General features: G+C 72.8%; 14 protein-coding genes. 7 read left to right on the forward strand and 7 right to left on the reverse strand.

What is annotated here, in order from left to right:
• Positions 1–32: 32 nt before the first annotated feature.
• Positions 33–1,553, reverse strand: a complete 1,521-nt coding sequence (locus AB0H32_RS08550; RefSeq protein ID WP_361116268.1) for an MFS transporter — start codon at positions 1,551–1,553, stop codon at positions 33–35.
• A gap of 116 nt (positions 1,554–1,669) precedes the next feature.
• On the opposite strand from AB0H32_RS08550, the gene AB0H32_RS08555 reads away from it, so the two are divergent.
• A complete protein-coding gene (locus tag AB0H32_RS08555) occupies positions 1,670–2,137 on the forward strand; it encodes a MarR family transcriptional regulator (RefSeq protein WP_361116271.1) in 468 nt (155 codons plus the stop codon).
• A 184-nt stretch (positions 2,138–2,321) separates the two neighbouring features.
• Here the strand turns inward: AB0H32_RS08555 and AB0H32_RS08560 are convergent, their stop codons facing one another.
• Together AB0H32_RS08560 and AB0H32_RS08565 are read right to left on the reverse strand one after the other, a co-directional pair.
• A complete protein-coding gene (locus tag AB0H32_RS08560; RefSeq protein ID WP_361116274.1) occupies positions 2,322–3,227 on the reverse strand; it encodes an SDR family oxidoreductase in 906 nt (301 codons plus the stop codon).
• The gene (locus tag AB0H32_RS08565) at positions 3,224–3,979 is read right to left on the reverse strand and encodes an SDR family oxidoreductase (RefSeq protein ID WP_361116347.1); all 756 of its coding nucleotides are present in this window, start codon (positions 3,977–3,979) and stop codon (positions 3,224–3,226) included. Before AB0H32_RS08565 ends, AB0H32_RS08560 begins: the two co-directional genes overlap by 4 nt.
• A gap of 178 nt (positions 3,980–4,157) precedes the next feature.
• On the opposite strand from AB0H32_RS08565, the gene AB0H32_RS08570 reads away from it, so the two are divergent.
• From AB0H32_RS08570 to AB0H32_RS08585, 4 genes are read left to right on the forward strand one after another with little or no spacing between them, the layout of a single operon-like run.
• Complete coding sequence (locus AB0H32_RS08570) at positions 4,158–4,901, forward strand: enoyl-CoA hydratase family protein (RefSeq protein WP_361116277.1); 744 nt, start codon at positions 4,158–4,160, stop codon at positions 4,899–4,901.
• Positions 4,902–5,753: a CoA-transferase gene (locus tag AB0H32_RS08575; RefSeq protein ID WP_361116280.1), complete on the forward strand. Its 852-nt coding sequence runs from the start codon at positions 4,902–4,904 to the stop codon at positions 5,751–5,753.
• Entirely contained in the window at positions 5,750–6,571 is an 822-nt protein-coding gene (locus AB0H32_RS08580) for a CoA-transferase (RefSeq protein ID WP_361116283.1), read from the forward strand. The genes AB0H32_RS08575 and AB0H32_RS08580 overlap by 4 nt, the downstream gene beginning before the upstream one ends.
• Positions 6,571–7,629 carry a nitronate monooxygenase gene (locus AB0H32_RS08585; RefSeq protein ID WP_361116350.1) on the forward strand — a complete coding sequence of 353 codons (1,059 nt, stop codon included), beginning with the start codon at positions 6,571–6,573 and terminating at the stop codon, positions 7,627–7,629. Before AB0H32_RS08580 ends, AB0H32_RS08585 begins: the two co-directional genes overlap by 1 nt.
• A gap of 156 nt (positions 7,630–7,785) precedes the next feature.
• On the opposite strand, the gene AB0H32_RS08590 is transcribed toward AB0H32_RS08585, so the two are convergent.
• From AB0H32_RS08590 to AB0H32_RS08600, 3 genes are read right to left on the reverse strand one after another with little or no spacing between them, the layout of a single operon-like run.
• Positions 7,786–8,943: an acetyl-CoA C-acetyltransferase gene (locus AB0H32_RS08590; RefSeq protein WP_361116286.1), complete on the reverse strand. Its 1,158-nt coding sequence runs from the start codon at positions 8,941–8,943 to the stop codon at positions 7,786–7,788.
• Between the two features lie 39 nt (positions 8,944–8,982).
• Entirely contained in the window at positions 8,983–9,618 is a 636-nt protein-coding gene (locus AB0H32_RS08595) for a TetR/AcrR family transcriptional regulator (protein ID WP_361116288.1), read from the reverse strand.
• A 24-nt stretch (positions 9,619–9,642) separates the two neighbouring features.
• Entirely contained in the window at positions 9,643–10,428 is a 786-nt protein-coding gene (locus AB0H32_RS08600; protein WP_361116291.1) for an SDR family oxidoreductase, read from the reverse strand.
• A 53-nt stretch (positions 10,429–10,481) separates the two neighbouring features.
• On the opposite strand from AB0H32_RS08600, the gene AB0H32_RS08605 reads away from it, so the two are divergent.
• Together AB0H32_RS08605 and AB0H32_RS08610 are read left to right on the forward strand one after the other, a co-directional pair.
• On the forward strand, positions 10,482–11,621 hold the full coding sequence (locus tag AB0H32_RS08605) for an acyl-CoA dehydrogenase family protein (protein ID WP_361116352.1): 1,140 nt from the start codon (positions 10,482–10,484) through the stop codon (positions 11,619–11,621).
• A complete protein-coding gene (locus AB0H32_RS08610; protein WP_361116294.1) occupies positions 11,621–12,586 on the forward strand; it encodes an acyl-CoA dehydrogenase family protein in 966 nt (321 codons plus the stop codon). Before AB0H32_RS08605 ends, AB0H32_RS08610 begins: the two co-directional genes overlap by 1 nt.
• 363 nt (positions 12,587–12,949) lie before the next feature.
• Here AB0H32_RS08610 and AB0H32_RS08615 read toward each other — a convergent pair whose 3' ends face one another.
• Complete coding sequence (locus AB0H32_RS08615) at positions 12,950–13,675, reverse strand: VWA domain-containing protein (protein WP_361116297.1); 726 nt, start codon at positions 13,673–13,675, stop codon at positions 12,950–12,952.
• Positions 13,676–13,866 lie beyond the last annotated feature (191 nt).

The raw sequence follows: 13,866 nt of genomic DNA on the forward strand, positions 1-13,866 counted from the left end.
CGGCCCCGCCCTAGCCCCGCACACCCGGGACATCACCTCGCACACCGGGCACACCCCGGCCGGCCGCATCGGGGGGCATCACAGCCGGCCACATCGGGACCGGGCACCTCGGGCCCGCCCGCATGCCCCGCCACCGCACGCCGGGGCAGTCCCGCACACAGCACCCCGCACACCACGAACACCCCCACCACCCACGGCATCGCGGCCGCGAGTGCCCGGCTCGGGCCCTCCCCCGCGTGCCCGAAGAACACCGTCCCGACCACAGCGGCTCCCAGCGCTCCCCCGAACTGCTGAGCCGTGGAGAAGATCCCGGACGCCCCGCCGGCCAGCTCGCCCGGCACGGCCGACAGCACCACGTTCACCAGCGGCACCACCAGGAACCCGAGGCCCGCCCCGGCGATCAGCAGCCCCGGCGCCAGCGGCCACGCCCCGGTGTGCACGGCCGGCGAGGCGTCCACCGCCGCCCACACCCAGCCGAAGCCGCCCGCCATCATCAGCGCCCCGGCTCCCAGCACCGTCCGCCCGAACCGCACGGCAAGACCGTCCGCCGCGGGCGCGGTCAGGAACCCTCCGGCCGAGAAGGCCACGGTCACCAGCCCGGCCTGCATCGGGGTGTACCCCTCACCGCCCTGCAGCCAGAGCGCGAAGACCAGGAAGAACCCCTGCATGCCGACGGAGAACAGCAACTGGACCACCACGCCCACCGAGAACGCCGGGAGCCCGAAGGCACGCGCGGGCAGCAGCGGCACCGTCCCCGGCCGGTGCCGTCGCGCCTCGTACCGTCCGAGCCCGACGACCGCGGCCACTCCGGCGGCGAGGCAGGCCCAGCCCCACAGCGGCCAGTCGTTCTCCCGCCCCTGCACCAGCGGCAGCACGATCGCGACCAGCCCGCCGGCCAGCAACAGGCTGCCCAGCACGTCCGGCCGACCCGCCGACCGCTCCCGCGTGGCCGGCACCAGCAGCAGGCCACCCACGAAAGTCCCCACCGCCACCGGGACGTTCACCAGGAACACCGAGCGCCAGCCCCAGCCGAACAGGTCGGCATCGGTGAGCACCCCGCCGAGCAGCAGCCCGACCGCGGAGGCGAAGCCGGCGACGGCTCCGTACATCCCGAAGGCGGCCCCGCGCTCCTTGCCCCGGAACAGCGTGCGGAAGGAACCGAGCACCTGCGGCACCAGCACCGCGGCCAGCACCCCCTGCACCGCCCGCGCGGCGATCAGCTGTCCCGGCGTCTGGGCGATACCGCAGGCCAGACTGGCCAGTCCGAAGCCGGCCGTACCGACGAGGAAGAGCGGGCGGCGGCCGAAGCGGTCGCCGAGGTGACCGGAGACGATCAGGGCCGCGGCGAAGCCGAGCAGATAGGCGGAGACCAGCCACTGCAGATCGCTCGGCGACGCGTGCAGATCGCGGCCGACGGACGGGACCGCCACGTTGACGATCGTGCCGTCCAACAGGTCCATCAGCGCCGCGATCATCATCACGACGGCGGCGGCCCAGCGGCGCGGGTTCGGCTCCTGCGTGGTGGGCGGGTGTGCGGTGAGGATCGTGGACACGGACGTCTCCCCTGCTCCAGATTTATTTCGTTCGGACTAACGAAAGACTTCCACCGGGACGGATGTGATCGCAAGTCCTTTGTTCGACCGAACGAAATATTTGTTAGCCTGGCTCCATGACCGAGGCAGACGGCAAGCGCGCCGAGACATTGCGGCACCTCATGGACGTCGGGCGGAACCACAGTGCCGTGACGGTCATGTTCCACTCGGCGATCGCCGCCAAGCAGGGACTGAACGCCACGGAGGAGAAGACCCTCGACTACCTCCAGCGCGGCGGACCGCTCACCGCCAAGGAACTGGCCGAGCTGACCGGACTCGCCCCCGCCTCCGTCACCGGCCTGCTGGACCGGCTGGAGGGCAAGGGATTTGTGCGCAGGGTCAAGCACCCGACGGACAAGCGCCGGGTGCTCGTCGAGCTGAACCAGGAGAAGATCGCCGAACTGGCCGTGTTCTTCGAGGACTGGGCACGCGACGTCGTCGAGGCCTGCGAGGAGTTCAGCACGGACGAGCTGAACACCGTCATCCGCTTCCTGTCCGTCATGAGCGAGCGTCAGCGCGCGGCCGCAACCCGCCTGACCGGCTGAACTCCCCGGCCTCCAGGGCCTGTGCGGCCGGTCGGGCAGGCCGGGCAGGCGGGTCGGTCGGGTGGCTCTGGCGGGCCGGGCTGGTGGCTTGCCTGGCCGGGCGGGTGGCTCTGGCGGGCCGGGCGGGTGGCTTGCCGGGCCGGGCAGGCGGCTCTGGCGGGCCGGGCGGGTGGCCCTGCCGGGGCTAGGCCCCGTACACCGCCCCCGGCACCTCCGCCTCGGCCAGCAGTTTCAGCGCAGCGTCCCCTGCCCCGGCCGGTGTCCAGCGCGCGCCGCGATCGATGGCGGGGCCCGGGCGCCAGCCCTCCATGACGGTGATCCGGCCGCCCTCCGCCTCGAAGACCCGGCCGGTCACCCCCTCGCTCGCGGCGGAGCCGAGCCAGACGACGAGCGGGGAGACGTTCTCGGGAGCCATGACGTCGAAGCCGGCGGCCGGGGCCGCCATGGTCTCGGCGAAGGTGCGTTCCGTCATGCGGGTACGGGCGGCCGGGGCGACGGCGTTGACCTGGACGCCGTAGCGGGCCAGTTCGGCCGCCGCGACGAGGGTCAGCCCGATGATCCCGGCCTTGGCGGCGCTGTAGTTCCCCTGCCCGACCGACCCCAGCAGACCCGCCCCACTGCTGGTGTTGACGATCCGGGCCACCGGGGTGCGCCCGGCCTTGGTCTCGGCCCGCCAGTGCGCGGCGGCGTGCCTGAGGGGCAGGAAGTGGCCCTTGAGGTGGACCCGGAGCACAGCGTCCCAGTCGTCCTCGTCGAGGTTGACGAGCATGCGGTCGCGCAGGAAACCGGCGTTGTTGACGAGGGTGTCGAGCCGGCCGTACGTCTCGACGGCGGTCCGGACGAGCGAGGCGGCCCCCTCGGTGGTCGCGATGTCGCCGCCGTGCGCGACGGCTTCCCCGCCCGCGTCCCGGATCCGGGCGACGACGGCCCCCGCCGGACTTCCGGGCCCCGGAACCCCGTCCAGTCCGACGCCCAGGTCGTTGACGACGACCCGGGCACCCTCGGCGGCGAAGGCAAGGGCGTGGGCGCGGCCCAGCCCCCGTCCGGCGCCGGTGACGACGACCACCCGCCCTGCACAGATTCCGCTCATCCCAGGCCTCCTTGACGGTCGTCTTCCCTGTTGGCGGTTGCGGCGTCCAGGAACGCGGGCCGCTCCCCGCCCCCGTGCACGAGCAGGCTCGCCCCGCTGATGTATGCGGCCGCGTCGGAGGCGAGGAAGACGGCGGCCGTGCCGACGTCCGCGGGGGTGGCCAGCCGTCCGAGCGGGACGGTGCGGGAGACGGCGGCGAGGCCGTCCTCGCCGCCGTAGTGCAGAGGGGACAGCTCGGTGCGGACCATGCCGACGACCAGTGTGTTGACGCGGACCTCCGGGGCCCACTCCACGGCCATGGAGGCCGCCAGGTTCTCCAGACCCGCCTTGGCCGCTCCGTAGGCGGCCGAGCCGGGCGAGGGTCGTCCGCCACTGACGCTGCCGACCATCACGACCGAGCCCCGGGCGCGGCGCAGGTGCTCGTGGGCTGCCAGCGAGGCGGTCAGCGGGGTGACAAGGTTCAGCTCGATGACCCGGGCATGCCGCTCGGCGTCCGCGTCGGCCAGCCGCCGGTACGGGGTGCCGCCGGCGTTGTTGACGAGCACGTCGAGCCGGGGAAGCGCCCCGAAGAAGGCGCGGACCGCGGGCGCATCGCGCAGGTCGAGGGGGACGAACTCCACGCCGTCGAGAGGCTGTTCGGGAGGACGTCGGGCGCAGGCCAGCACCTGGGCGCCGGATGCGGCGAAGGCCCGTGCGATGCCCGCCCCGACTCCCCGGGTGCCACCGGTGACGACGACGGTTCTGCCGCGCAGCGCGTCGTCCACAGGCCCGTCCGCGCAGCGTGCGGAGTCCTCCACAGGCCCGCCTGCGGAGCGTGCGGAGTTTTCCACAGGACCTCCCGCTCGTCTTCGGCGACTGCTAGCTTCGAAGCCTCACACCTAACAAATGTTTGGTGGAAAGGCGTTGAGTGCGAAGGTAGCTGATGCGTCCATGGGTGTCTCCATGTCGGTCCCGGAAAAGGGGATTTCCGTAGTCACCGTCGACTATCCGCCGGTGAACGCACTGCCGGTCCAGGGCTGGTTCGAGCTGGCCGGGGCCGTGCGCGCGGCGGGCCGCGACCCCGACGTGCGGTGCGTGGTGCTGGCCGCCGAGGGGCGCGGGTTCAACGCGGGCGTGGACATCAAGGAGATACAGGCGCGCGGGCAGGAGGCCCTGATCGGCGCCAACCAGGGCTGCGCGGAGGCCTTCGCCGCGGTCTACGAGTGCGAGACACCGCTGATAGCCGCAGTCCAGGGATTCTGCCTGGGCGGCGGGATAGGCCTGGCGGGGAACGCGGATGCGATCGTGGCGAGCGAGGACGCCGCCTTCGGACTGCCGGAGCTGGACCGGGGCGCGCTGGGCGCCGCCACGCATCTGGCCCGGCTGGTCCCGCAGCACCTGATGCGCACGCTGTACTACACGTCACGCACGGCGAGCGCCGCCGAGCTGCACGCGCACGGCTCGGTGTGGCGGGTGGTGCCGCGCGCACAGCTGCGGACGGCCGCGCTGGAGCTGGCCCGCGAGATCGCCGTCAAGGACGGGCGGCTGCTGCGCATGGCCAAGGCCGCCATCAACGGGATCGATCCCGTCGACGTGCGCCGCAGTTACCGCTTCGAACAGGGCTTCACGTTCGAGGCCAACCTCAGCGGACTGGCCGACCGGGTCCGCGACACGTTCGGGAAGGAGGGTGCTTAGGTGGGCGACAAGACGATGACCGCCGAGGAGGCGGTCTCCCGGCTCTCCAGCGGCATGACCCTGGGCATCGGCGGCTGGGGCTCACGACGCAAGCCGATGGCGCTGGTCAGAGCCCTGCTGCGAGCCGGGATCGGGGACCTCACGGTCGTCTCCTACGGCGGCCCGGACATCGGCATGCTGGCCGCGGCCGGCCGGATCCGCAAGCTGGTCACCGCCTTCGTCACCCTCGACTCGATCCCGCTCGAACCGCACTACCGGGCGGCTCGCGAGCGCGGGGACTTCGAGCTGACGGAGGTGGACGAGGGGATGTTCATGTGGGGGCTGCACGCGGCCGCCCAACGGCTGCCCTTCCTGCCGGTGCGGGCAGGTACCGGCTCGGACGTCATGCGGGTCAACCCGGACCTGAGGACGGTCACTTCGCCGTACGAGGACGGGGAGACGTTCGTGGCCATGCCCGCCCTGCGGATGGACGCCGTCCTGGTGCACGTCAACCGCGCCGACCGGCTGGGCAACGGGCAGTACCTGGGCCCGGACCCGTACTTCGACGACCTGTTCTGCGAGGCGGCGGACGCGGCCTACGTCTCCTGTGAACGGATCGTCGACACGGCCGAGTTGACCAAGGAGACGGCCCCGCAGTCGCTGCTCCTGAAGCGGCTCGCGGTGACCGGCGTGGTCGAGGCACCGAACGGCGCGCACTTCACCTCCTGCGCGCCGGACTACGGCCGGGACGAGGCGTTCCAGCGGCTGTACACGTCCACGCCCTGGCCGAAGTTCGCCGAGCGGTTCCTGTCCGGGGACGAGGAGGCGTACCGGTCCTCGGTGCGGGCCTGGCAGAAGGAGCGAGACCAATGAGCGATTCCCTCCCCACCGACCCCCCTCATCTCCCGCCCACCCGCACACCTCATCTCCCGCCCACCCGCACACCTCATCTCCCGCCCACCCGCGCCGAGTACTGCGTGATCGCCTGCGCCGACGCCTGGCGCGGCGCCGGGGAGATCCTGGCGAGCCCGATGGGTCTGATCCCTTCGCTGGGCGCGCGGCTGGCCCGGCTCACCTTCGCGCCGGACCTGCTGCTCACCGACGGCGAGGCACTGCTGGTCCGCCCGGACGGCACCCCCGAGGGCTGGCTCCCCTACCGGCAGCATCTGACCCTGGTCGCGGGCGGGCGGCGGCACGTGATGATGGGCGCGAGCCAGATCGACCGTCACGGCAACCAGAACATCTCCTGCATCGGCGACTGGGAACGGCCCGGGCGGCAGTTGCTCGGGGTGCGCGGAGCGCCGCTCAACACGCTGAACAATCCGACGAGTTACTGGATCCCGAGGCACTCCCGGCGGGTGTTCGTGGAGCGGGTCGACATGGTGTGCGGGGTGGGGTACGACCGGGCGGCCCGGCTGGGGAGCACGGCCCGTTTCCACCGCATCCCCCGGGTCGTCTCCGATCTCGGTGTCTTCGACTTCGCCACCCCCGACCGCTCGATGCGGCTGGCCTCGCTGCATCCGGGGGTGGGTGTGGAGCAGGTGCGGGAGGCGACCGGCTTCATGCTCACCGAGCCGGACGAGGTGCCCTGCACCCGGGAGCCCACCGCGCAGGAGCTGCGGCTGATCCGTGAGGAGCTGGATCCGGACGGGGCCCGCACGCGTGAGGTGCCCGAGGGGGCGAGCCGGTGATGGAGACCGCGCTGACCCGGCTCACCGGGATCCGCCATCCGGTCGTGCAGACCGGGATGGGCTGGGTGGCCGGCCCGCGGCTGGTCTCGGCGGCGGCGAACGCGGGGGCCCTCGGCATCCTGGCCTCCGCGACGATGTCCCCCGACCGGCTGCGGGCCGCGATACGGGAGGTCCGGTCGCGCACGGACGCTCCGTTCGGGGTGAATCTGCGGGCCGACGCGGCCGATGCGAGCGATCGCGTGCAGATCATGCTGGACGAGGGCGTCAGGGTGGCCTCGTTCGCACTGGCCCCCTCGGCCGAGCTGATCGCCCGGCTCAAGGAGGCCGGTGTGGTGGTCATCCCGTCCGTCGGGGCGCGGCGCCATGCCGAGAAAGTGGCCGCGTGGGGTGCGGACGCGGTGATCGTGCAGGGCGGCGAGGGCGGCGGGCACACCGGCGAGGTGGCGACGTCCGTACTGCTGCCGCAGGTGGTGGACGCCGTGCCGATACCGGTCGTGGCGGCGGGCGGCTTCTTCGACGGACGGGGCCTGGTCGCGGCGCTGGCGTACGGGGCGGCCGGAGTGGCGATGGGGACGCGGTTCCTGCTCACCTCGGACTCGACGGTGCCCGACGCGGTGAAGGCGAGGTATCTGGCGGCGACGGTCCGGGACGTCACGGTCACCCGGGCGGTGGACGGGCTGCCCCACCGGATGCTGCGCACGGAACTGGTGGACGCCCTGGAGCGGTCCGGACGGATACCGGCCCTGGTCCACGCCGTGCGGCGGGCGGCGGGCTTCCGGCGGCTGTCCGGGCTCACCTGGCAGCAGATGGTCCGCGACGGGCTGGCCCTGCGCCACGGCAAGGAGCTGTCCTGGAGCCAGGTGCTGCTGGCCGCGAACACGCCGATGCTGCTGAAGTCGGCGATGGTAGACGGCCGTACGGACCTCGGTGTGATGGCCTCCGGGCAGGTCGCCGGGGTCATCGACGACCTGCCGTCGTGCGCGGAACTGGTGGAGCGGATCGTGAAGGAGGCGGAGGAGGTGCTGGCGGGGCTGGAGGGGCTCAGACGCGTTCGGTGATCGTCACGTGCGCCCGGCCGCCGCCCTCGCACACGGCACCGTCCTCCCCGACGTCCCCTCCTCGCACTGCCCGGCCCCAGGGGGCCTCCCAGGCTTCGGGAGCCTGCGCCGGACTCCGTCCGCCGAAGTGGGTGGCCCCGCTTGTCGCCGTTCCGGTCACACGCGTTCGATGATCGTCACGTTCGCCTGGCCGCCGCCCTCGCACATGGTCTGGAGGCCGAACCGGCCTCCGGTGCGCTCCAGTTCGTGCAGCAGGGTCGTCATCAGCCGGACGCCGGTCGCGCCGAGCGGATGGCCGAGGGCGATCGCTCCGCCGTTGACGTTGACCTTCTCCGGGTCCGCTCCGGTCTCCTTCAGCCAGGCGAGGACGACCGGTGCGAAGGCCTCGTTGATCTCCACGAGGTCGATGGCGTCGATGGCCAGGCCGGTCTTCTTCAGGGCGTGCGCGGTGGCCGGGATGGGCGCGGAGAGCATGCGGATGGGGTCCTCGCCACGCACGGAGAGATGGTGGACACGGGCGCGTGGGCGCAGCCCGTGGTCCCGTACCGCCCGCTCGGAGGCGAGCAGCATGGCCGCGGCCCCGTCGGAGACCTGGGAGGAGCAGGCCGCGGTGATGGTGCCGCCGTCGAGGACGGGTTTCAGCGCGGCCATCCTCTCCAGGGAGGTGTCCCGGCGCGGGCCCTCGTCGACGCTGACCTCGCCGTAGGGGACGGTCTCGCGCTCGAAGCGGCCCGAGTCCACGGCCCACACCGCCCGCCGGTGCGAACGCAGGGCGAACTCCTCCTGGTCCTCGCGGCTGATGCCCCACTTGGCGGCGATCATCTCGGCACCGGCGAACTGGTTGACGGGCTGGTCGCCGTAGCGGCCACGCCAGCCGGTGCTGCCGAGGAAGGGGCCGTCGGTCAGGCCGAGGGGAGCGGCGGCCTGCCGGGAGGCGAAGGCGATGGGGATCTGGGACATGTTCTGCACCCCGCCCGCGACCACCAGGTCCTGAGTGCCGGAGAGCACGGCCTGTGCGGCGAAGTGCACGGCCTGCTGGGAGGAGCCGCACTGCCGGTCGACGGTGACGCCCGGCACCTCCTCGGGCAGACCCGCGGCCAGCCAGCAGGTGCGGGCGATGTCCCCGGCCTGGGGCCCGACCGCGTCCAGGCAGCCGAAGACGACGTCCTCCACGGCGGCCGGGTCGATCCCGGCCCGCTGCACGAGCGCCTTGAGCACGTGCGCGCCCAGGTCGGCCGGATGGACCCGGCCGAGCCCTCCCCCGCGCCGCCCGACGGGCGTGCGGACCGCTTCGACGATGTAGGCCTCGGCCATGGCGACTCCCTCACAGGAAAAGGGGTGTTGAGCGTGATGTCATTCGCGTACGGCGATCCCGTCCAGCACCATCGACAGGTACTGCCGGGCGATCTCCTCCGGGCTGTGCTGTCCGCCGGGCCGGTACCAGGACGCGGCGACCCACACCGTGTCCCTGACGAACCGGTAGGTGAGCCGGACGTCCAGGTCGGCGCGGAAGACGCGCTCGGCGACTCCGCGTTCCAGCGTGGACAGCCACGCCTTCTCGAACCGGCGCTGCGAGTCGGCGAGGAAGGCGAAGCGGTCCTGCGCCACGAGCTGCTTGCTCTCCTTCTGGTAGATCGCGACGGCGGCGCGGTGCCGGTCGATCTCCCGGAAGGACTCGGTGACCAGGGCCCGAAGGGTCTCGCGGGGTCCGAGTCCGGAGGCCAGGACGGTGTCGTAGCCGTCCCACAGCTCGTCCAGGAAGGTGCGCAGGATCTCCTCCAGCATCGACTCCTTGGAATCGAAGTGGTAGTAGAGGCTGCCCGCGAGCATCCCGGCGTGGTCGGCGATGGTCCGGACGGTGGTGGCGTTGTAGCCCTGTTCGGCGAAAACCTCGGCCGCGGTGTCGAGGAGTTCGCTGCGGCGCGCCTGGGCGGCGGCCGCCGTGGGCTTCTTCGGGGCGGTCACCTGGGGCTTCTTCTTGGTCGGCACGAACCCATTGTGGTCTGCCCGTCGTCAGGGATGCTGGCTGCTGACGGCGACGACCTCGCCGGTGAGGTACGAGGAGTAGCCGGAGGCGAGGAACACGATCACGTTGGCCACCTCCCAGGGCTCGGCGTACCGCCCGAAGGCCTCCCGCCCGGTCAGTTCCCGGAGCAGTTCGGCCGAGGTGACCTTCGCCAGGTGCGGGTGCATGGCGAGGCTGGGCGCCACCGCGTTGACCCGCACCCCGTAGGCGGCCGCCTCGATCGCGGCGCACCGGGTCAGCGCCATCACCCCGGCCTTCGCTGCGGCGTAGTGGGCCTGCCCGGCCTGGGCGCGCCAGCCGACCACCGAGGCGTTGTTGACGATCACCCCGCCGCCGGTGTCCCGCATGACGCGCAGAGCCGCCCGGGTGCAGCGGAAGGTGCCGTTCAGGGTGACGTCCAGGACGCGGGACCACTGCTCGTCGGTCATGTCGACGAGGTCCGAAGTCCCGCCCAGCCCCGCATTGTTGACGACGATGTCGAGTCTTCCGTGTTCCTGTACGGCCGCCTCGAACAGCGCCCGCACCTGGGCCTCGTCGGTGACGTCGCAGGGCAGCGCCGTCACCGCGCCGGGGAACTCCCGGCCCAGCCGGGCCTCGTGCTCCTTCAGGCGGCGTGTGTGGGCGTCGCTGATCAGCACCCCGGCGCCCTCCTCCAGGAAGCGGCGCGCGGTCGCCCCGCCGATGCCCGCGCCGGCCGCCGCGGTGACGACGGCCGTGCGGCCCTGCAACAGTCCGTGCCCGGGCTCGTACGCCGGACTCTCGACGCTTGTCATAGGGCCACGCTAATCTACCAAACACTTGTTAGGGAAGGTTGGTGACGGCGACCGTGGACCTGACCCATGCTCCGGCCGACGAGGAGTTCCGCGCCGAGGCCCGCACCTGGCTGCAGGAACACGTGCCCCGCACCCCGCTGCCCTCCCTGGAGACCGCGGAGGGCTTCGCGGCACACCGCGCGTGGGAGGCGGAACTGGCCGCGGACCGCTGGTCGGTGGTGTCCTGGCCCGAGGAGTACGGCGGCCGTGCGGCCTCCCTCATCGGGTGGCTGGTCTTCGAGGAGGAGTACTGGTCGGCGGGGGCGCCCGGCCGGGTGGGCCAGAACGGCGTCAGCCTCCTCGCCCCGACCCTCTTAGACCACGGCACCGCGGAGCAGCGCGCGCGGGTGCTGCCCCCGATGGCCTCCGGCGAGGTGGTCTGGGCGCAGGCCTGGTCCGAGCCGGAGGCGGGCTCCGACCTGGCCTCGCTCACCTCCAGGGCCGTACGGACGGACGGCGGCTGGCTGCTGACCGGGCAGAAGACCTGGTCCTCGCGGGCGGCCTTCGCCGACCGGGCCTTCGGCCTGTTCCGCACCGACCCCGGCACCGCGAAGCCCCACCAGGGGCTCACCTACCTCATGTTCGATCTGCGCGCCCCCGGCGTCACCGTCCGCCCGATCGGCCGCCTGGACGGGAAACCGGCCTTCGCGGAGCTGTTCCTGGACGAGGTGTTCGTGCCGGACGAGGACGTGATCGGCGAGCCCGGGCAGGGCTGGCGGATCGCGATGTCCACGGCGGGCAACGAGCGTGGCCTCACCCTGCGCTCCCCCGGCCGCTTCCTCGCCTCCGCCGCCCGGCTGCTCGAGCTGTGGACGGCGCGGGGCCGCCCCGGGCAGGCGCGTGCCCGGGTGGCCGACGCGGTGATCGGCGCCCGTGCCTACCAGCTGTTCACCTATGCGGCCGCCTCCCGCTTCCTGGACGGCGCCTCGCTCGGCCCGGAGTCCAGCATGAACAAGGTGTTCTGGTCCGAGTACGACCTCGCGCTGCACGAGACGGCGCTCGATCTGCTGGGCAAGGAGGGTGAGTTGGCGGACACGGCCTGGACGGAGGGGTACGTCTTCTCCCTCGCCGGACCCATCTACGCCGGCACCAACGAGATCCAGCGCGACATCGTCGCCGAGCGACTGCTCGGCCTGCCGAAGGGACGCCGCTGATGCGCTTCCTCCTCGACGCCGAGCAGCGCGCCTTCGCCGGCTCGCTGAACGCGATGCTGACGGCGGCGGACACCCCGGCGGTGATCCGGGACTGGAGCCGCGGCGACCATGCGAGCGGCCGTGCGCTGTGGCGCCGTGTCGCAGCGGCGGGGGTGTTCGCTCTCGCGGTGCCGCAGGAGTACGAGGGGCTGGGGCCGCACCCGGTGGAACTGGCCGTCGCCTTCGTGGAGCTGGGCAGACATGCGGTGCCGGGGCCGCTGGTGGAGACGGTCGCGGCGGCCGTGCTGCTCGGCGAGGACCGGGCGGCCAAGCGGTTCCTGCCTTCTCTCGCGGCGGGCGACACCCTGGCGACCGTGGCGGCACCCAGCGGTTACGCCCTGGACGGCGATGCGGCCACGCTCCACCTCGCCCCGACCGGCGAGGGCCTGTACCTGTCCCCGGGCCCCGGCCCGGTCCGCCCCGGTCTCGACCCCGCCCGCCGTCTGACCGCGCTGGCCCCCGGCGGGGAACTCCTCGCCCCCGGCCCGCCGAACGCCCATGCCCTCACCTGGGCCCGCCTCGCCACCGCCGCGCAGGCCCTCGGTGTGGGCCTCGCCCTGCTCGACCGGACGGTGGCGTACGTGAAGCAGCGCACGCAGTTCGGCGTGCCCATCGGCTCCTTCCAGGCGGTCAAGCACCGCCTCGCCGACGCGAAGACCGCCCTGGAGTTCGCCCGCCCGCTGCTCTTCGGGGCGGCGGTGTCCCTGCGTCCCGCGGATGCGGCCGCCGCCAAGCTGACGGCGTGCGAGGCGGCGTACGCGACCGCGCGCGCGGCGCTGCAGCTGCACGGCGCGATCGGGTACACGACGGAGTACGACCTGTCCCTGTGGCTGACCAGGGCCCGCGCCCTGCGCACGGCGTGGGGCACGCCGGAGGAGTGCCGGGACGTGGTTCTCGACGACGCGACCGGACCGGGAGGCGAGTAGACCAGGGGAGCCTGGTGAGCGAGGTCCGCGCGCCCTCCAGCCGGGCGATGCGGTCCTCGGGACCCTGCACCTGCTCCAGCAGCATCGGCGTCGGACAGGGCTCGGCTTCCGCCTCGCTGCCGCGCACGCAGTCCGGCACCTCCCGGATCACCCGGGTGGGCAGTCCCGCCTCCAGGAGGGTGCGGAAGGGGCGTACGGTCGCGGGCGCCCCGCCGTCGTACACGCGCCGGCCGCCGGGAGTGCGGCCGGCGACGAGCAGACCCTGCTCCTCACCCGCCCATCCGGCGGAGAACGTCGGCGCCCTCGAACCCTCCCTCACCGAGGATCAGTTCAGGCGGATCGGGGACGGCGTCGGCGCATGGCTCAGGCCGGCCGTACGACGCCCGCGGCGCGTGCCGCCGCCAGCCAGTGGGGGAACTCGCCGACGAGACGGTCGTACAGGTCGGTGTCGGAGACCCGCCGTGGGTCCTGGCCCGCGTGGAAGAAGCCGGCGTTGTCCACGATGCGCCTGCCGGGCACCGCCAGCTCGTCCAGTTTCCGCAGGAACTCGAACTGCCGGCTCTCCGGGTCGCCGAAGCCGACGAACTGCCAGAACAGCGGCAGTTTGGCCGCCTTGCACAGGTAGCGCTCCGCGGCGAGCTTGTTGATGGGGCCGCCGTCGGTCTGGAAGACGACCAGCGCGGGGTCCGTGGCGCCGCTGTCCAGGTAGTGGTCGATGACGGCGTCCATCGCCAGGTGGTAGCTGGTCTTGCCCATGTGCCCGAGCCCGGCCGCGATCTGCTCGATCCGGCCCTCGTGGCCGTCGAGGGCGATGTCGGTGACCGCGTCGACGTCCGTGGAGAAGAAGACCACCGGTACCCGGCCGTCGTCGTCCAGATGCGCGGACAGGCCCAGCACCCGGTCGGCGAGCGCCTGCACGCTGCCGTCCTTGTAGTACGGCTTCATCGAACCCGAGTAGTCGACCACCAGGTACACGGCGGCCCGCAGTCCGTCCAGGCCGTGCTTGCGCAGGCAGACCCCTGCCTCCCGGTACGGCCCGGCGAGCGCGGGCGCGGTCTCCTCCACCTTGCGCAGACTGATTGCAGCCATGCCCGGCTCCCCCTCGTCTCCCGTGTCCCCGGGCCGAGCGTAGATGATCAGCCGCCCTGCCCCTCGGTCGAGTACCGGTTCGACGTGCTGGGCACCGTGCCGGCGGGCTGCCTGCCCGAGGGCGTCGCCCACGGCGAGTGGTACCGGATCGACCGCGCAGCGGGGCCGGACGTGCAACGGCGCCTGCCCAT

Source organism: Streptomyces sp. NPDC020362, assembly GCF_040642095.1.
Taxonomy (GTDB): domain Bacteria; phylum Actinomycetota; class Actinomycetes; order Streptomycetales; family Streptomycetaceae; genus Streptomyces.